Genomic DNA, 18,511 nt, shown 5'->3' with positions numbered 1-18,511 from the left:
ACCGGAAACGGAGATTAACTGTTGCTTAAAGAACTATCGGGTGCCGCAGCGCGAAAACACATACGTCGATTGACGTAGGCGCGGGGGTCAAACAGGCAGGCCAGGTTGGAAAGGCATCCCCGCAGCAGGGATGCCCATCTCGATGCCGGAAATTATCCGTCGATCGTCAAGGTGACCGACGTCGGGCCGTAGGAGAGGCTCGCCTTGTGGCCGGAAACCGTGAACTTGCCGAAGGTGCCGGTCACGGCACCCGCCTTCAGGATCTCGATCTTCGTTCCGGGCGTCGGGGCATAGCCATCGGCAAGCGTCACGTCCAGGTCGCCGGCCAGCGCCGCCTTGCCCGCGACGACCAGCGTGCCCGCGCCGTTCGCGCCGAGCGCCGGCTTCGCCGTGGCATTGGCGAACTGCTGATAATCGCCGCTCACCCTCAACGGCCTGTCGGCCGCCAGAACGAGCGAACCGCCATTGACCGTCAGCCCGCCACGACCGAAGGCAGAGGGCGAGCCGGCCACCAGCGCGCCCTCTTCCAGAACGGTGCCGCCGGCATAGCTGTTGGCGCCCGAAAGCCCGAGAATGCCGCTGCCGAGCTTCACCAGCTTGCCCTTGCCGGTGATGTCGTTCCGCCAGGTATCGATCGCATTGAAGCCGCCCTTTGCCGCGTCCATCGTCACGGTAACATCCTGCTCGAACGCGCCGTAACCGTCGGCGGCAGCAAACAGGTTGAGGCGGCCGTAACCTTCCGCATCGTCGAGGAGCGGGTAGCCGGAGGTGATCTCCGTCGTCTTCAGCACGTCGCGGCGCTGCTCGCCGTCCAGATAGGGCAGACGCGTTTCGAGAAGCGCTTCGGCACCCTGCGGCACGCGCGCCGGCTGATCGGTCGCATGGATCGTCGGCAGGCCGTAGCTCAGCCGCTGCAGCACGTAAGCGCGATTGGCGTCATGATCGGCGAAACGATCTGTAGCCAGCGGTGCCGCATGGGCGGCGACCTCGAGTGCGCCCGCATCCGCAGCCCCTGATTTGGCGACGAGCCACGCCTGCGCTTGGGCGTAAGCATCGCTCTTCAGCGCCGCATTGTCGGCCTTGTTCAGATTATAGACGACCGTGGCGGTGCCGAGCATCCGGCCGCCCATCACGTCGAGAGGAGAATGCATGCCGGCGAGGATGCGGTCTTCACCCAGTTCGCTGGCGCGCGCGATCATTTCCTGAAAGCGCTGCGGTACGAGATAGGCCATGGCGAGCGCATCCCGCCAGGCTTCCGCCGTATGCCCGCTGGGGAAACCGCCATCCTCGGCCGCCTTACCGCTCTTGGCGGGCTCCAGCGTCGGGACGACTGATACGTCCTGGCTCCAGCGGTAGGGACGCCCATATTTGAAGTAGCGCTTGGCAGGCTCCGTCGAGCCGTCACCGCTTGCGGCATTGATGAAGTCGATTGCAAGGCCCATGTCGGGGTTGGCATCGGTCTTGTTTTCCGTGTCCGGCTTGCTGCCGGCGCCGCGATTATTGCCCTTGTCGTCATATTTGACCGTCGTCGCGTCGGCCGCCACCTCGGTGATCGTGGTGGTCTGCTTCGAGCCGGCCTTCCAGGCATCCGTCAGCGGACCGAGGCCATCGACGATGCTGGCATTCTTGCCGCGCCGATCGTCGAGATAGGCGGCCACCGCCTGATCGGCCGTCCGCGCCCGCGTCGCATTGACGACATAGGCAATGTTGGCGTCATGGACGGCCTGGTTGACGATATGGCCGTCGGTCTTGCTGGCGGGAATGCCGTCCCAATCCGTCTTGGCGACCGCCGGGCAATTGTCCTTGGCCGGGGCTTCGACACCCGCATCGACAAAAGGCGTGCGCGGGGTCCAGACTTCGAGGAAGCCGGAGAGAAGGTGAACGGCAGCGTTGGTGTCCACCGTCGAGAAGCAGGCGTCACCACGCTTGTTGGTGTTTCCGGCCTGCGCATAAGGCGCTTTCGCCGCCGTGACCTGCTCGGCGCTGGCAAGCGATGGCACGGTGGAAAGCAGGCAAACGAGGGCGGTGCTCAGGCGGCAAAGGCTTAAAACAGACATGGTGATACCCGAAATGATTGAACGAACGCCGGGAGAGTTAGAGCCCTTATGTGACAGATCAATTGCAAAAATATTGCCATTCTGTGAACCAGCCGGTGCCCGCCTCTTGCCTTTCCCAACCATCCCGCCAAAACTGCCGGAGAGACGATGAGCCCAACCGGAATGCCGGAAAGGAAGACATGGCAGCGCGCCAACGCATCATTCCGGTGAGACGCGAATATAATCGCTGGGTCGCCAACCAGACGCTGGAAGATTACGCGCTGCGCTTCACTGCCAAGAGCGCCCGCCATTTCTCTTCGCAGCGCATCTCGCAGACGGCGATCGGCGCAATCTCCTTCCTGGCGCTGGAGGCGATCGGCGGCGCAATCACCCTCTCCTACGGCACCACCAACGCCTTTTACGCCATCATCGTCGCCTCGGTCGCCATGCTGGCGATCGGCCTGCCGATCAGCCGCTACGCCATCCGCCACGGCGTCGACATCGATCTGCTGACGCGCGGCGCGGGCTTCGGCTATATCGGCTCGACCATCACCTCGCTGATCTATGCGAGCTTCACCTTCATGCTGTTTGCGATCGAGGCTTCGATCATGTCCGGGGCGTTGGAGCTCACCCTCGGCATCCCGCTCTGGATCGGCTACATCATCAGCGCCGTCATGGTGATCCCGCTGGTGACGCACGGCGTAAGGCTGATCAGCAAGTTCCAGCTGATGACCCAGCCCTTCTGGATCGTGCTGAATATCCTGCCCTTCATCTTCATCGCCCTGCTGGACTGGGAAAAATTCGATCTCTGGCGCGCCTTTGCCGGCATCCATCATGCTTCGGGCCGGCCGGGTACCGTCGCAAGCTTCGATCTGGTGGAGTTCGGTGCCGCCTCCGCCGTCATCCTGGCGCTGATGTCGCAGATCGGCGAACAGGCCGACTTCCTGCGCTTCCTGCCGCCGGATCCGCAGCGCAAGTGGCGCCATCGCCTCGCCGTCTTTCTCGCCGGGCCCGGCTGGGTCATCATCGGCGCACCGAAGCTGCTTGCCGGCTCCTTCCTGGTCGTACTGACCTTCACCTCGGGCGTCCCCCTCGATCGCGCCGCCGACCCGGCGCAAATGTATCTGACCGCCTTCGGCTACATGGTCCCCTGGCACAATGCCGCGCTGCTGTTGATGGCCGCCTTCGTCGTCGTCTCGCAGCTGAAGATCAATGTGATGAACGCCTATGCCGGTTCGCTCGCCTGGTCGAACTTCTTCTCGCGGCTGACCCACAGCCATCCCGGCCGCGTCATCTGGCTGGTCTTCAACGTCGCAATCGCCCTGCTTTTGATGGAACTCGGCATCTACCGGCTGCTGGAGGAGACGCTCGGCATCTTCTCGATCATCGCCATGGCCTGGCTCTGCACGATCTCCGCCGATCTCTTCATCAACAAGCCGCTGGGGCTGGCTCCTCCCGGCATCGAGTTCAAGCGTGCCCACCTCTACGACATCAACCCGGTCGGCCTCGGCGCCATGACGCTGTCGGCGACGGTGTCGCTGATTGCCCATTTCGGCGCCTTCGGGGAGATCGCCGCCTCACTCGCTCCCTATATTACCCTCGTCATCGCGCTGGTCGCCTCGCCTGTCATCGCCTGGGCAACGAAAGGCAAGTTCTATCTCGCCCGCAAGCCGCGCCAGAGCTGGAAGAACCTGACGAACATCACCTGCTCGGTCTGCGAGCATCCGTTCGAGCCGGAGGACATGGCCTGGTGCCCGGCCTATGCCGCGCCGATCTGCTCGCTCTGCTGCTCGCTCGACAGCCGCTGCCACGACATGTGCAAGCCGGCCGCCCGTTTCAACGCGCAGGTCGGCACCGTCGCCAAGGCGCTGCTGCCGGAAGCCATTCTGGGGAAGCTGACGACGCGCCTTGGCCGCTACGGCATCGCCGTCGTTTTGGCATTGACCGCCATCGGCGCAATCCTGGCGATGATTGCCCATCAGGTCGCCTCCGCCTCGCCCGAGACGGGTGAGGTCGTCAACCGCACCATCCTCATCGTCTTCTTCGTCTTCTCGGTGATCTCAGGCGTCGTCTGCTGGTTCTATGTGCTCGCCCATGACAGCCGCGTCGTTGCCGAGGAGGAATCCTCACGCCAGAACACGCTGCTGCTCAAGGAAATCGCCGCCCACAAGAAGACCGACGCCGCCTTGCAGAACGCCAAGGAAACCGCCGAGGCCGCCAACCGCGCCAAGAGCCGCTATGTCGTCGGGCTCAGCCATGAATTACGCACGCCGCTGAACGCCGTGCTCGGCTACGCCCAGATCCTCGAACGAGACGAGACTATCCCGGCGCCGCGCCAATCCTCGATCAAGGTCATCCGCCGCAGCGCCGAACACCTCTCCGGGCTGATCGACGGCCTGCTCGATATTTCCAAGATCGAGGCCGGCCGCCTGCAGGTCTATTCCAACGAGATCAACATCCAGGATTTCCTCGACCAGATCGTCGATATGTTCCGCCCGCAAGCGCAGGCAAAGGGGCTTGCCTTCATCCATGAGCGCTCGCCGGCCTTGCCGCAATTCGTCCGCACCGACGAAAAGCGCCTGCGCCAGATCCTCGTCAACCTGCTCTCCAATGCTATCAAGTTCACTGACGAAGGCAGCGTCACCTTCGATGTCGGCTATCGCAGCCAGGTCGCGACCTTCACCGTTGCCGACACCGGCCGAGGCATCACGGAGAAAGACTTGCCCCGTATCTACGAACCATTCCAACGCGGAGAGGCCGAAAGCGTGCGGCCGATGCCGGGACTCGGCCTCGGCCTCACCATCACCCGGCTTCTGACCAATACGCTCGGCGGCGAGATCTCGGTTTCAAGCGCGAAGGACGAAGGCTCGACCTTCCGCGTCCGGCTGATGCTGTCCGCCGTCATGCGCGCCGTGGCCGCAGCGCCGCAGGAGAAGCGCATCGTCGGTTATGACGGCCCGCGCCGCACTGTTGTCGTCGTCGACGATAACGAGGACCACCGCGAGATGATGCGCGAGATCCTGGCGCCGCTCGATTTCATCGTGCTGACGGCGGCAGGCGGCGGCGAATGCCTGACGCTGATCGAAGGCATTATGCCGGACCTTTTCCTCGTCGATATTCTGATGCCCGGCATGAACGGCTGGCAGCTCGTTTCGCGTCTGCGCGAGGTCGGTCAGATGGCGCCAGTGCTCATGCTTTCAGCCAATATCGGTGATGCCGCCGTTCTCAGCGATAGCGACGACAGCCATAACGACGCGATCGGCAAGCCGGTCGACATCCGCCAGCTGCGCGATAAGCTCGCCCTGCATCTTGGCCTGACATGGATCTATGCCGATGCCGCGCCATCCGTCCCTGTCAAGATCGAAGCGCCGATGTCGAGCCCAGGTGCTGCTCATGTGCAGGAATTGCTGCGGCTCGGCGAGATCGGCTATATCAGAGGCATCGAAGCCAAGCTTTCGGACCTTGCCAAGGTGGAGGCAAATCAGCCATTCACGGAGGAACTTCGCGCCTATGTCGCCGCCTTCGATCTCGCCGGCTTCATGACCTTCCTGCACGACTTTGACGAAAAGGTGGAACCCATTGGCTGAGCCGGCCCTTCCCCGCGACATCGTTCTGCTCGTCGACGACTCAGCCGAAGCAATCGGCTTCATGACCGACGCGCTCGAACAATCCGGCTTCTCCGTGCTGATCGCCACATCGGGCACGGCGGCACTTGGTATCGTCGAGCGCATCACACCCGATCTCATCCTGCTCGACGCAGTCATGCCCAGCATGGACGGCTTCGAGACCTGCCGCCGGCTGAAGGCGAATGCCGCGGTGGCGCAGGTGCCTGTCATCTTCATGACCGGCCTGACCGAGACCGAGCATGTCGTGCACGCGCTGGAATCCGGCGGCGTCGATTATCTCAGCAAGCCGATCAACATCGACGAACTGCGCGCCCGCATCCGCGTCCATCTGCGCAATGCCCGCTCGGCCCAGAGCGCCCGCGTGGCGCTCGACGCAGCCGGCCGCCATCTGCTGGCAGTCAAGGGCGACGGCGCCATCCACTGGTCAACGCCGCAAGCGACACGGCTGGTCAATGCCGCCATGGGCAGCGACGACGGCATGGAAATCGTCGTCCGCCATATCGCCGGCTGGATGCGCGACCGCGTCACCGCGGTGCGCGACGGCATCATCTCAATCGCCCATGCCGGCCAGGCAGCGCTGCAGCTCGCCTTCCTCGGCGCAATCGGCCCTGACGAATATCTCTTCCGCCTCACCGCCGCCAATCAGCGCAGCGACGATGAGGTGCTGCGCCAGCGCTTCTCGCTCACCCAGCGCGAATCCGAAGTGCTGCTCTGGATCGCCAAGGGCAAGGCCAACCGCGACATCGGCGAAATATTGGGACTGTCGGCGCGGACGGTGAACAAACACCTCGAACAGATTTACGTGAAGCTCGGCGTTGAGAACCGCGCCTCGGCCGCCGTGAAAGCCACGCACGTGCTGTACGAGATGTAAGAGGGTGATGGAGGCTCGCTAAGCCACCCGATCCGACACATCCCTGCCCTCGAAAAAAGCGCCGTCACGTTCTCGACCACCTTCATGCCCATGGCCCTCTGCATCTCCTCCGTGGCGCTGCCGAGATGCGGGCGGCGCCTGACGGTCTCCATCCGCCCCAGCGCCTCCGGCACATCAGGTTCCGCCTCGTAGGCAGCCCCGCCCCGTGGATCGTGCAGTTTCCGGTGCCGAAATCGGCCGCCGTCAGCACCCCCTCCAGCGAAGCGAGCTGCCGGGCGCCATAACGCGCCGTCTTCGTGGGATCGATCGATGAGCGATTGCGGCACTGTAGCCAGGCCGGAATTGAAACACCCGCAAAAAGAAAGAAGCCCGGTCGGAACCGGGCTTCGATAATCATGTCCCATAAAGGGGAGCGAGGCTTACATGCCCTGCGGGAAATAGCTGTACTTGCCGTCCGGACCCTTCTTCCATTCGTACATGACGTAGCCAGGAATCTTCGGGTCGCCCTTTTCGTCGAACGAAATGTCGCCGAGAACGGTCGGGAACGGGCCCTTTTCCTTCATGGCCTTGGCAACGGCCTCAGGATCCAGCGAACCGGCAGCCTTGGCGGCCCCGGCGATCGTCTGCATCGCAGCGTAGGAATAGAGCGTGTAGGCTTCCGGATTGAAACCAGCGGCCTTGAACTTTTCGACGAGTTCCTTGTTCGCAGGGTTCGCCGTCGGATCGGGGCCGAAGGTGTTCAGCGTACCGGCGACGGCGTCGCCAGCGATCGAGGCCAGTTCGTTCGAAACGATACCGTCGCCCGAGACCAGCGTCGCCTTCAGGCCTTGGTCAGCCGCCTGGCGGATGATGAGACCGGCTTCGGTGTGCAGACCACCCCAATAGATGATCGAGACGCCGGCTTCCTTCATCTTGGCGATGAGGGCCGAGAAGTCCTTGTCGCCGACATTGATGCCTTCGTATATGACTTCCGTGACGCCAGCGGCATTCATAGCCTTCTTGGTTTCGTCGGCAAGGCCCTGACCGTAGGGGGTCTTGTCGTGAACGACAGCGATCTTGGCGTCCTTGAAGTGATCGGCAAGGTACTTGCCGGCGATGGCACCCTGCTGGTCGTCACGGCCGCAGGTGCGGAACGTGTTCCAGAGGCCCCGCTCCGTAAAGGTCGGGTTCGTCGCGGCCGGAGTGATTTCGAGAATGCCGTTTTCGGCATAGACTTCCGAAGCCGGGATCGAAACGCCCGAGTTGAAGTGGCCGACGACGAACTTGACGCCGTCAGCAGCGAACTTGTTGGCGACCGAAATGCCCTGCTTCGGGTCGGAGACGTCGTCGCCGAGCTCGATCTTGATCTGCTCGCCGTTGATGCCGCCAGCCGCGTTGATGTCGGCGGCTGCCTGCTCGGCACCCTTCTGGAGCTGAGCGCCGAACGCAGCGTTCGGACCAGTCAGCGGACCAGCGACAGCGATGAGAACGTCGGCCCACGCGTTGCCGCTGAAGGCGACCATCGCCGTCAGAGCCACTGCCGACAGAAGAGACTTCTTCATATTATTACTCCCAATTTTTGGGCGGGTTCCGGTCCAAGGCCCAGCGCACTACCCACCATTGACTGCGCCAGGAAAGCTGTTCCACTCGGAAGGCAATTCATGCCTAGTTTCAACGGACTGTCAATGTTTGTCCTTCCACGAAAACGCGGAAGTTTTTTCGTACAGCCAGTAATAGTTGTTAACCATCTGATTGGTGCGGCGGTAGCGGAAGCCGGCCGTCGAGAACACCAGCAGCGTCACGAAGTCGAGGATATAGTAGAAGGCGTTGAGCATCGGCCCATTGAACAGGGCATGATGCAGGAACTGCATCGCCCAGGCGAGCAGAAATGTATAGACGACGACCAGCGGATAGTCGCTCCAGCCCTCGGCGACCGCTCTGCCGGCGCGCCAGGCCGTCCAGAAGCCTAAGAGCAAGACGATGACACGGATCGCCACAAGGGGGCCGGCATCCGCTTCGAAGAAAAGTCCCTGCATGTCAAACTCTCCTTTCGACCTAGTGTCTTCCGCCTTCGAGATAGGCGGCGCGGACCTCGGGATTGGCAAGAAGCTCCTTGCCGGAGCCGCTCATCGTCACCTTGCCGTTCACCATCACGTAAGCGCGGTGCGAAAGCCTGAGGGCGGCGAACGCGTTCTGCTCGACGAGGAAAACGGTCAGCCCCTCCGCCTCGTTGAGCTTCTTGATCGCCTCGAAGATGCCCTTGACGATCAGCGGCGCAAGACCGAGCGAGGGTTCGTCGAGAAGCAGCAGCTTCGGGCGCGCCATCAGCGCGCGGCCGATCGACAGCATCTGCTGCTCGCCGCCCGAAAGTGTTCCACCCCGCTGGGCGTGACGTTCCTTGAGACGCGGGAAGAGCGTGAAGATCTTCTCGACGTCTTCGGCGAAGTGTTTCAGATTGTCGAGGCCGGCACCCATCTGAAGATTTTCCAGAACCGTCATGCGCGGGAAGATGCGGCGGCCTTCCGGCGACTGTGCAATGCGCAGACGGGCGATTTCATGCGTCGGCATGCGGGTGATGTCGCGGCCCTCAAAGACCACCGAACCGGTGCGGGCCTGCGGGCTGCCGCAGATCGTCATCATCAGTGTCGACTTGCCGGCGCCGTTGGCGCCGATCAGGCTGACGATCTCGCCCTTGTTGACGTGGACATCGACGCCGGCCAGCGCCCGGATATTGCCGTAATAGGTTTCGACGCTATTGACCTGAAGGAGCGGTTGACCCGTCATTACTTCATCGCCCATCAGTTTGCGCCTCCTTCGAGCTGCTCGACGGCTGCGATCACCTCTTCCACTTCTTCATCCTCGACACCGAGATAGGCCGCAATGACCCGCGGATCGTTCTTCACGTGATCCGGCGTGCCATCGGAAATCTTCTGACCATATTCGAGGACGACGACGTGGTCGGAGATTTCCATGACCACCGACATGTCGTGCTCGATCAGCAGGATCGACGTTCCGGTTTCGGCGCGAATGCTCTTCAGCAGCGCGTTGAGCGTTGCCGATTCCCGTGGGTTGAGGCCGGCAGCCGGTTCATCCAGGCAAAGCAGCTCCGGGCCGGTGCACATGGCGCGGGCGATTTCGAGACGCCGCTGGGCGCCGTAGGGCAGATCGCCGGCGGGGTCGTCGGCGCGGTCGATCAGATCGGCCTTCTCAAGCCAGAAACGGGCAAGCTCGATCGCCCCGGCCGCTTCCCGCTTATAGGGGCCTACACCGATAAGGCCGAGGATCGTGTAGCCCGATGCCTTCATCAGCTTGTTGTGCTGGGCAACCAGCAGGTTTTCGAGAACGGTCAGGCCGGAGAACAGCCGGATGTTCTGGAAGGTACGCGCTACCTTGGCTTCCCTGGTGATGCGGAAGTCCGGCAGGCGTTCCAGCAGGTATTGCTTGCCGCTCTTCTGGTTGAACGTGATCATGCCCATCGTCGGCTTGTAGAAGCCGGTGATGCAGTTGAAAACTGTGGTCTTGCCGGCGCCGTTCGGTCCGATCAGCGCGGTGATATCGCCGCGCTTGGCTTCGAAGGAGAAGTCGTTGATGGCCATCAGCCCGCCGAACTTCATCGACAGGTGTTCGACCTTGAGAAGAGTGTCGTCAGACATCGTATTCGTTACGGGGCTCATCAACCATGGCCCTCCTTGATGAAGCTTCCGGATATCGCCTTGCGCTCTCTGAGGAAAGCTGTCGGCTCACGCGAGCCGACAAAGCCGCGCGGCTTGAACAGCATGACGACGACCATGGCGAGGCCGAAGATCAACATGCGGTAAAGTTCCGGCGTAAAATCGGGTCCGAAGATGAGTTTTAAGAAGCTCATCTCGCGCAGCAACTCTGTGCCGCCGACCATGACGATGGCGGCGATCGCGATGCCGGTCAACGAACCCATGCCGCCAAGGACGACGATAGCGAGAATGACGGCCGATTCCAGGAAGACGAAGGATTCCGGCGAGACGAAGCCCTGGCGGGCGGCGAAGAACGAGCCGGCGAAACCGGCAAACATCGCGCCCGTCGCAAAGGCGGTGAGCTTGGTCGTCACCGTGTTGATGCCGAGCGAACGGCAGGCGATCTCGTCTTCGCGCAAAGCTTCCCAGGCGCGTCCAATCGGCATGCGGCGCAGCCGGATGGTGACATAGGCCGTCAGCATGCAGAGCATCAGAATGAGATAGAACAGGAAGATCTTGTAGTAGGCCGAGGATATCGGCAGGTGAAAGAGCTTGGCAAAGCCGCCGGCCGTCGCATCGAAGGGAATGCCGAAGAGTGTTGCCTTCGGGATGCTCGAGATACCGAAGGTGCCCTTGGTCACTTCAGTCCAGTTGATGAGAACGAGACGAATGATTTCACCGAAGGCAAGCGTCACGATGGCGAGGTAATCGCCGCGCAAGCGCAGCACCGGGAAGCCGAGAATGACGCCCCAGAGTGCCGCGAAGATGCCCGAAAGCGGCAGCAGCACCCAGAAGGACAGGCCGAAATAGCTCGAAAGCAGCGCGTAGGAATAAGCACCGACGGCATAGAAGGCGACATAGCCGAGGTCGAGCAGGCCGGCGAGACCGACGACGATGTTCAGCCCCCAGGCGAGCATCACATAGATCAGGATCTGGATGCCGAAATTGTCGACATATGTCAGCGAGCCCTGAGGGCCTTTGATCGCCACCACCACCATGGGATAAAGCAGCAGCGCGATCAGCGCGATCTTCAGGAAATGCCGGTGGAAGAAGCTCTTCTCTGTCGAGATGTCGAGCTCGCCCTCGCGCGCCTTGCTGAGCTTGCGGCGGTCGATATTCGGCCTGATGAAAACGACCATGGCGAAGCGGCCGATGGCGGCGACCGCGACGAAGATCGCAAGCAGGCCCCAGCGCTGGACAATGATCAACTCGTTGCTGATGTTCTGATCGGTCTTGAGGCCGACATAGAGAACGAACATGCCGAACGACAGGACGGCGGCGAAAAGAGCTTCGGTAAGGCCTTTGCGGACAAGACCGGCATCGGGCTTGCCTGCAGAATTTTCGATGTTTGCCATGACGTTATACCTTCTCGACTTCCGGCCGCCCGAGGATGCCGGTCGGCTTGAAGATCAACACGAAAGCCAGGATCGCAAAGGTCGCGACGTCCTTGTAGGCGATGGTGAAGTATGCCGACCACAGCGACTCGATAAGGCCGATAAGGAGGCCGCCGAAGACGGCGCCGGGCAACGAACCGATACCGCCGAGAACGGCGGCCGTGAAGGCCTTCACACCAGGCGTGAAGCCGTCGTTAAACGAGGCGACGCCATAATACATCAGGTACATCGTGCCGGCCACGGCCGCGAGTGCCGCACCCATAACGAAAGTGATGGAGATCGTCTGGTCGACGTTGACGCCGAGCAGCGCCGCCATCTTGCGATCCTGCTCAGTGGCGCGCTGGGCACGGCCGAGTGCCGTACGATTGACGATGTACCAGAAGACCGAAAGCAGCACGACCGTGATCACGATGATGATGATCTGCTTCAGCGACACCGAGATGTTGCCGAACTGGTAGACCGAGCTCACCATCGGCGGGATCGGCTTGTTGCGTGGACCCTGCGTCACCTGGATGAAATTGGACAGCGTGATCGACATGCCGATCGCGGTAATCAGCGGCGCCAGGCGGAAGGAACCGCGCAGGGGCCGGTATGCGACGCGCTCGATCGTCCAATTCCACAAACTCGTCATCAGCATCGCAACAACAAGCATCACCAGCAGCAGAACGGCCACCGGGAGACCTGCGAAGATGGATGTGAGGACGAGGAAGACGATAAGAGCGGCGAAACCACCGAGCATGAAGATGTCGCCATGGGCGAAATTGATCATGCCGATAATGCCGTAAACCATCGTATAGCCAATAGCCACAAGGCCATAGATGGATCCGAGCGTCAGCCCGTTTAAGAGCTGCTGGACGAAATACTCCATATGTCGTTTTCCCCTGGATGCGAGCGAAACATGCTGCATCTCTTTTTGGTTCTTCGGTTCCCCGTTTCAGGGAACCTCATAGGGCGAATGCATAGCGGTTTCGTCGAAAATGTGAAGACAAAAAGGATTTACTCCGACAGATTCTTGCGGAAACAGGGTTAACTGGCGCATTTTGAACCAAAATCCACAGAAAAACGGCAGAGCGGGGCCTATTTTTAGCCAGAAACTGCCACTGGGTTAACCATCCGGAGATATCGCCGTCGATTTCCTGCACTGCTTGCTGCGTAAGCTATTCCACAGAATTGGAAGATGGAGCAAATTCCGACCCCAAGGCGGCCGCTTGGACGAATGCCATTTCACGGGTGATGCCGCATCTTCGTCTGACAAGGCTGAAAACTTATGGTAGCATCATCAGGCTGCGTATTGAGGGATGCGGAGCACGACGGGGAACACCATATAAGCTTGAGTATCTGGTTGTGACAGGGATGGTTTGCGGACGAGCGACAGCGGGGTGCTCGCCGCCTGGCGAACGGCAAAAGGACAATGCTGAGGACATTTGAAAAGGCGGCGCTCGAAGCCGGCAAGGCCATCATCACGGTCTTGCGCGAAGGCTTCCCCGTCGCCATGAAGGCGGATGCAAGTCCGGTCACGGTCGCCGACGAGGAGGCCGAACGTATCATCCTCGTTCATCTCGCCAGAGATTATCCCGAAATACCCGTCGTGGCGGAAGAATCGGTCGCCGCCGGCAAGGTGCCCGACATCGCCGGCCGAGGCTTCTTCCTGGTCGACCCTCTCGACGGCACCCGTGAGTTCGTCGACGGACGACAGGAATTCACCGTCAACATCGCCTATATCGAGAACGGCGCCCCGGTGGCCGGCATCGTTTATGCGCCGGCACTGGGGCTTGCCTTCTCTGGAGAACGCGGCCACGCCGAAAGGCTCGTCGTCATGGACGACTTCACGGTTGGCGCACGCAGCGCAATCACGGTGCGCGAACAGCCGGACGACAGGCTGGCGCTTGCAAGCCTTCGTCACAACAGCCCGGAGACCGGAAGCTTCCTCGCCGACCACGCGATCTTCAAATGCACCAATATCGGTTCCTCTCTGAAGTTCTGCTTGCTGGCCGAAGGCAAGGCGGACGTCTATCCGCGTTTCACCCGCACGATGGAATGGGACACAGCCGCTGGCGATGCGGTGCTGCGCGCCGCCGGCGGTTCGACGGTGACGCTGGACGGAACGCCGCTGACCTACGGCAAGACGGGAACGGCGGCCGATTTCGACTTCGCCAACCCGAACTTCATCTCCTGGGGCGGCAGGAAACGCGTCCTCGAACCGGCGTGATCCCCCGCGGGAATCGCTGAATACCGGCAGGCGGCACAATCCTTTGCATCGCCGCCACGCGTCCAGGCGTGCCGCGACGATCCGCGATCGACCTCCGGCCGCCCCCTTACCCGCCAACATCCTCCCCCCTGCGGGTCCGGAAGCGTGTCCACGATCCCATTTCCAGCTGTGAGTGATTCGCGCGATCGGGCCTCACCAAGTAATTCTGGCCGGAAACTCGTCGCTCTGCATCGTTTCCGGACGCTATACCGCCACCCAACTCGCCTTGATTTTGTCACATTCTGACACGGCTTCGACACCCATCGATATCTTCATCAGAAAAATTTCGCCTCGTCTGCCGTTAAGAAATACGCTTGAGAGCCATGGGCCAAGTGTCGAAACGGTACGTCGCCAACCCCCGGCGAACCCCCCCAAAGGCCTAGAAACTTTGACAAAATTTCAATTATTAACGAAATATCATGAGCTTGCCTCAACTTAACGCAAATGCGAAAGATTTGCTGCGATGCGATATTTCTCTGGACACCATTACACAATTGTCGCATTTTTCCGTTTTAGTAGGGTTACCAAGACCTAAGTGCAGCCCTGGTGACAGGGTTAACCATTGATCGCCTATTGCCGCCGCGCCCCCTCGAAGACAACAGAGTACGATCCTTGAGCATCACGGAATTAAACAACAGCATTTCGACAGAGTCCTTCCGGCCGAGCCGCCGCCAGCAGCCGAGCCTGAAGATCCAGACCCCTGTTATCCACAGCGATGCGCCGCAGGCGCCGTTGGTGGATCTGGTCCTGAAGCGGGCGTTCGACATTGTTTCGTCGTTGAGCGCCCTCCTCGTCCTCGCCCCTTTCCTTCTGTTCGTCGCCCTGCTGATCAAGATCGACAGCCCAGGGCCGGTGCTCTTCAAGCAGACCCGCTGGGGCAAGAACTGCAAGGCCATCAAGGTCTACAAGTTCCGTTCCATGCGCACCGACCTCTGCGACGTCTCCGGCGTTGCCCAGACGGTGATGAACGATCCGCGCGTCACTCGCGTTGGTGCCATTCTGCGCCGCACGAATGTCGATGAGTTGCCGCAGCTGCTGAACGTGCTGCTGGGTCACATGTCGGTCGTCGGTCCGCGCTGCCATGCGATCGGCATGCGCGCCGGCGGCGTGCTCTACGAAGAGCTCGTACCGGAATACCATCAGCGCCATGCGATGCGCCCCGGCATGACGGGTCTTGCCCAGATGCGCGGCCTGCGCGGTCCGACCGATCGTCCGGCCAAGGCGCGTGCCCGCATCGCCAGCGATCTCTACTACGTGGGGAATTTTTCGATCTTGATGGACATGCGCATCATTTTCGGAACCGTCGTGTCGGAGCTGACCCGCGGAAAAGGCTTCTAAAGCGCGTCGCGATCTTTCAGATTCGCTCCTCGCGCTTTAGTCTTTTTTTGCGCATGTCGCACAAAAAGCGATGCACTTTGCGCGTGCTTCCCAGCTTTAGCTTTGTGAGAAAGGGCCGGCTGCCTCAGAGCAGCCGGTACCGGAATGCTCTGGCGACCGCCTGCATGCGGCTGACCGAATCGAGCTTGCGCATCGCGCTCTTCAGATAACCCACCACCGTATGCGACGAGAGATCGAGAATGATCGCGATCTTGTCGCTGCTCTTGCCGGCCGCGGGCTACAGCGACGCGCCTCCTTTTTAGACGCGCAAAGGACGCTGTAGCACTTTGACTTGCTGCCTGATTCCTTAAATCGATTCCGATTTAAGGAATCAGGCAGCGTCGCAAGCATTCGATTTCGCGCCGGGTGAACGTCTCCAACGGGCCATCCTCCACGCTCCTGCTACGCGAAACCTTGTCCAGAAGCTCCTAGCAGCTGTAGAGCGGCGCCATCGCCTGCTCTCGCGTGGGCATAGGACAGCTGCCTGAGAAGGCGAAGATGTATTGTTTCAGGTCAGCGTCGTTCAGCGTGAACGCGAACGTATTCTTCAGCCCATGCATCTGAAAGAGCACGTTGAGTTTGCGGTTTTCCTGATTGGCGGCGCTGCCCGCAAACGACCCCTCCTCGCAGAAGATCGGCACGATCGTCCGCTTCATCGCGGTCACGAGTCTGCTGCAATAGAAGAGATCGGCAGCCTCGTAAAAGCCGACAAGGCTTTGCGGCCAATTGCTGATCAACCGGTTTTCGGTGAAAGCCGTGCGGTCGCCCCGCGGGAAAGCCGAGAGCAGATAGAAATCGAAGCCCGCAAGCTTCGCCATCGCGTCGAGCGGTTCCTTGCCGTCGTCGACCGAAACCCCTGTGCCATCGGCCTGCGAAGGCGAAAATGCAGCATCCTCAGCGCAGTCGCCGATTGCGCGCTCACGTCTTTTCATCTTCCTATCCTCGTATGGCCAGCTTCGGCTCGACCTCGCTGCCGGCGGCGAAAAGTTCGCGCCGGGGCATCAGCAAAGACGGTTTCTGCCCGCATCCCGAGGATACGAAGCATCAAAAACACGAACTGGACTGATACAGCGGGAAGAACGGAGACGAAGTCTTGCGCTCATTCTTATGTTGCCGCCCTTATAAGATCGTCCCGGGAAATCAGCTAATATTTATTCCGCATGGCTCCCATGCAGGCGCTACAAATTGACGTAGCGGCAGGCAGCCGCCCCCATCACCGGCCAGGGCGGGCGTCTAAATTTGTTATCAAAGTCTTACGATGGGTTTAGGCAATTTTTAAATGTGGCAGGCTAGAGTGGGGCTCGTGGTCTTGCGTTGTGTAGAGAGTCCAATGACCGAAATGATACGTCCCCGAGTAAAATATGTCATCGGCCCCGATGGCAGCCCCCTGACGATCGCGGATCTTCCGCCGCCCAATACGCGGCGCTGGGTGATTCGCCGGAAGGCAGAGGTTGTCGCGGCTGTCCGCGGTGGCTTGTTGAGCTTGGAAGAGGCCTGCGAGCGTTACACGCTCACGGTCGAAGAATTCCTGTCCTGGCAGTCGTCGATCAACAGCCACGGTCTTGCCGGCCTGCGCACCACGCGCATTCAGCAATATCGTCACTGATCACACCCCAGCATTGACGACATTTATTTCGGGCCGGACGCATCTCCCATGAGGGAATGAAGAAGGCCCGAAATCATTGACGAGGCCGCGTAGCACCAGAGGCCGGGCTGCGTGAAGGCATCCGCCAGCCCCGTCGTCTTCGCCGCCGCAATGACGATCGCGACGAGCAGCACATCCATCATCGACCACTTGGACAGATGCGGTACGACGCGACGATAGAACAGGCTGCCGGCCCCCCCGGCGGCCGTCGCTTCTGCGGTGATCCCCATCGCCTCCACGGTGATGCCGATCATCTTCAGAAACGGGAGCAGGATCGAAACCAGGGCGACGATTGCCGCCAGCAGCCCGTCCCCGCCTTGCCAAAGCGAGACGATGATTTCGATGAGCGACGGCGTTTCGTCGAAGAAATACAGCGTCTCGAAACGGACCAGCGGCAAGACGAGGCCGAGCGCCAGGAAGAACGGCGCAGCCACGAGAAGCACGGGGCGAGCCATCGAAAGCGCACTCATTGCCCTGAACCTCTCATCGATCCGACATTTTGCATGAACACCCTATCTCCTGCCCGTATTGCCTCCACGGCTTGGCACGACCGCGCCGCCATGTCACGGTCCGCTACGACAATATCGGTTATGAGGAAAGACAATGGACATTCGAAGTGAGGAAGGCGTCTCCGGCGGCCGCTATGCGGCCGATGTCGAAGGGCACGAGGCGGAGATGACCTATTCACGCACATCGCCGAAGCTGGTCATCATCGATCACACGGCCGTTCCCGATGCGCTGCGCGGCAAAGGTGTCGGCCAGGCACTGGCGCTCCACGCCGTAGAGGCAGCCCGCACCGGCGGCTGGAAGATCTTCCCGCTCTGCCCATTTTTCAAGGCGCAGGCGCAACGCCATCCGGAATGGAAGGATGTCGTGAATTAATGCATGTCGTCCAAAAACGCACAGCGGGTTTTGGGACAAGGACATGCATAAGACAAATCGTCCCCGCGGGGGACGAATCTCGTTTCGCATGGGAGCGACGCCATAAGGCAAACACCAAAAGCCATGTATAACGGACAGCGCGCCCATCATACATGGCTTCTCAGTGGCGATCCCAGGGCGCCGAAGCCGGCACCCAGCCGTTTCTGTTACGCCCTTGCTCTGGCGCCGCCGTCACGCTCTTCCAGCGCTGTGGCCCTTGCATATTCCGCCTGCATCTCCTCGAGCGCCATTTCCAGCGTCTCTTCCTGCATCTTCAGTTCCTTGATCGAAACCTGCAGGTTGTCGGCCCGCTGACGCGCGGCCTTGGCGAAGGTCGGATAAGCAAAGTGATTCGGGTCGGAAATACCGGACTTCTTTTCCTCGACGACGATCTGGCTCTCCAGATCCTTCGTCATCCGTTCGAATTCGGACATCATCATCTGCAACTGCTGCAACTGACGTCGTTTTTCGTTCACCTGAAATTCCTTCAGGCGAACGAGACTTTCTCGCGACTTCATACGCATTACTCCCGTGATGCGAGACCCCGGCTCAACTTGAAACCGCCCTGCGCGCCGCTTTGACACGGTTTGCTAAAAAATTTCCCGCGATATTAACAAATACCTACCGCTGGTAACCTTTCGTTTACGGGCATCGTTAATGATAGGCCCGATGATTTAAGGGTCGGTAAATGCCGAGGCATGAAG

Annotated in this window: 15 protein-coding genes and 2 pseudogenes; 6 read left to right on the top strand and 11 right to left on the bottom strand. The window is 60.7% G+C overall.

The genetic code is table 11. The features are described 5' to 3' along the window. Nucleotides 1-152: 152 nt before the first annotated feature. A complete protein-coding gene (locus B5P46_RS27570; protein WP_129421508.1) occupies nucleotides 153-2,057 on the bottom strand; it encodes an acid phosphatase in 1,905 nt (634 codons plus the stop codon). A 179-nt stretch (nucleotides 2,058-2,236) separates the two neighbouring features. On the opposite strand from B5P46_RS27570, the gene B5P46_RS27565 reads away from it, so the two are divergent. Beyond that, nucleotides 2,237-5,623: a hybrid sensor histidine kinase/response regulator gene (locus B5P46_RS27565; protein WP_129421507.1), complete on the top strand. Its 3,387-nt coding sequence runs from the start codon at nucleotides 2,237-2,239 to the stop codon at nucleotides 5,621-5,623. Then, a complete protein-coding gene (locus B5P46_RS27560; RefSeq protein ID WP_129421506.1) occupies nucleotides 5,616-6,533 on the top strand; it encodes a response regulator transcription factor in 918 nt (305 codons plus the stop codon). Before B5P46_RS27565 ends, B5P46_RS27560 begins: the two co-directional genes overlap by 8 nt. 18 nt (nucleotides 6,534-6,551) lie before the next feature. Here the strand turns inward: B5P46_RS27560 and B5P46_RS35175 are convergent. From B5P46_RS35175 to B5P46_RS27525, 7 genes and pseudogenes are all read right to left on the bottom strand, one after another. Then, nucleotides 6,552-6,852: pseudogene (locus B5P46_RS35175) on the bottom strand (D-glycerate dehydrogenase); the annotation flags it as partial. 100 nt (nucleotides 6,853-6,952) lie between these two features. Beyond that, complete coding sequence (locus B5P46_RS27550; RefSeq protein ID WP_017989237.1) at nucleotides 6,953-8,074, bottom strand: branched-chain amino acid ABC transporter substrate-binding protein; 1,122 nt, start codon at nucleotides 8,072-8,074, stop codon at nucleotides 6,953-6,955. 120 nt (nucleotides 8,075-8,194) lie between these two features. Then, nucleotides 8,195-8,548, bottom strand: a complete 354-nt coding sequence (locus B5P46_RS27545; RefSeq protein ID WP_065281031.1) for a DUF6867 family protein — start codon at nucleotides 8,546-8,548, stop codon at nucleotides 8,195-8,197. A 19-nt stretch (nucleotides 8,549-8,567) separates the two neighbouring features. Beyond that, on the bottom strand, nucleotides 8,568-9,311 hold the full coding sequence (locus tag B5P46_RS27540) for an ABC transporter ATP-binding protein (protein WP_018243304.1): 744 nt from the start codon (nucleotides 9,309-9,311) through the stop codon (nucleotides 8,568-8,570). Further along, the gene (locus B5P46_RS27535; RefSeq protein WP_018446887.1) at nucleotides 9,311-10,186 is read right to left on the bottom strand and encodes an ABC transporter ATP-binding protein; all 876 of its coding nucleotides are present in this window, start codon (nucleotides 10,184-10,186) and stop codon (nucleotides 9,311-9,313) included. The genes B5P46_RS27540 and B5P46_RS27535 overlap by 1 nt, the downstream gene beginning before the upstream one ends. Continuing rightward, complete coding sequence (gene livM / locus B5P46_RS27530) at nucleotides 10,186-11,577, bottom strand: high-affinity branched-chain amino acid ABC transporter permease LivM (RefSeq protein WP_129421505.1); 1,392 nt, start codon at nucleotides 11,575-11,577, stop codon at nucleotides 10,186-10,188. The genes B5P46_RS27535 and livM overlap by 1 nt, the downstream gene beginning before the upstream one ends. 4 nt (nucleotides 11,578-11,581) lie before the next feature. Beyond that, on the bottom strand, nucleotides 11,582-12,484 hold the full coding sequence (locus B5P46_RS27525; protein ID WP_129421504.1) for a branched-chain amino acid ABC transporter permease: 903 nt from the start codon (nucleotides 12,482-12,484) through the stop codon (nucleotides 11,582-11,584). A gap of 543 nt (nucleotides 12,485-13,027) precedes the next feature. On the opposite strand from B5P46_RS27525, the gene cysQ reads away from it, so the two are divergent. Both cysQ and B5P46_RS27510 read left to right on the top strand, forming a co-directional pair. After that, on the top strand, nucleotides 13,028-13,825 hold the full coding sequence (gene cysQ / locus B5P46_RS27515; RefSeq protein ID WP_129421503.1) for a 3'(2'),5'-bisphosphate nucleotidase CysQ: 798 nt from the start codon (nucleotides 13,028-13,030) through the stop codon (nucleotides 13,823-13,825). Between the two features lie 651 nt (nucleotides 13,826-14,476). Next, nucleotides 14,477-15,202, top strand: coding sequence for a sugar transferase (locus B5P46_RS27510; RefSeq protein ID WP_026158830.1), 726 nt, complete (start codon nucleotides 14,477-14,479; stop codon nucleotides 15,200-15,202). Between the two features lie 124 nt (nucleotides 15,203-15,326). Here the strand turns inward: B5P46_RS27510 and B5P46_RS35580 are convergent. Continuing rightward, a pseudogene (locus tag B5P46_RS35580) lies at nucleotides 15,327-16,173 on the bottom strand (LuxR C-terminal-related transcriptional regulator). Nucleotides 16,174-16,571: 398 nt separating this feature from the next. Between B5P46_RS35580 and B5P46_RS27495 the strand changes: the two are divergent. Continuing rightward, entirely contained in the window at nucleotides 16,572-16,847 is a 276-nt protein-coding gene (locus tag B5P46_RS27495) for a DUF1153 domain-containing protein (RefSeq protein WP_007533628.1), read from the top strand. Nucleotides 16,848-16,870: 23 nt separating this feature from the next. Here B5P46_RS27495 and B5P46_RS27490 read toward each other — a convergent pair whose 3' ends face one another. Further along, nucleotides 16,871-17,356: a paraquat-inducible protein A gene (locus B5P46_RS27490; protein WP_129421502.1), complete on the bottom strand. Its 486-nt coding sequence runs from the start codon at nucleotides 17,354-17,356 to the stop codon at nucleotides 16,871-16,873. 133 nt (nucleotides 17,357-17,489) lie between these two features. On the opposite strand from B5P46_RS27490, the gene B5P46_RS27485 reads away from it, so the two are divergent. After that, the gene (locus tag B5P46_RS27485; RefSeq protein ID WP_129421501.1) at nucleotides 17,490-17,768 is read left to right on the top strand and encodes a GNAT family N-acetyltransferase; all 279 of its coding nucleotides are present in this window, start codon (nucleotides 17,490-17,492) and stop codon (nucleotides 17,766-17,768) included. A 206-nt stretch (nucleotides 17,769-17,974) separates the two neighbouring features. Here B5P46_RS27485 and B5P46_RS27480 read toward each other — a convergent pair whose 3' ends face one another. Then, on the bottom strand, nucleotides 17,975-18,325 hold the full coding sequence (locus B5P46_RS27480) for a hypothetical protein (protein WP_003542353.1): 351 nt from the start codon (nucleotides 18,323-18,325) through the stop codon (nucleotides 17,975-17,977). Between the last annotated feature and the right edge of the window lie 186 nt (nucleotides 18,326-18,511).

The organism is Rhizobium leguminosarum, from assembly GCF_004123835.1.
In the GTDB taxonomy this organism is placed as follows: domain Bacteria; phylum Pseudomonadota; class Alphaproteobacteria; order Rhizobiales; family Rhizobiaceae; genus Rhizobium; species Rhizobium leguminosarum_M.
This window is presented reverse-complemented; position numbering and strand designations above follow the sequence as displayed.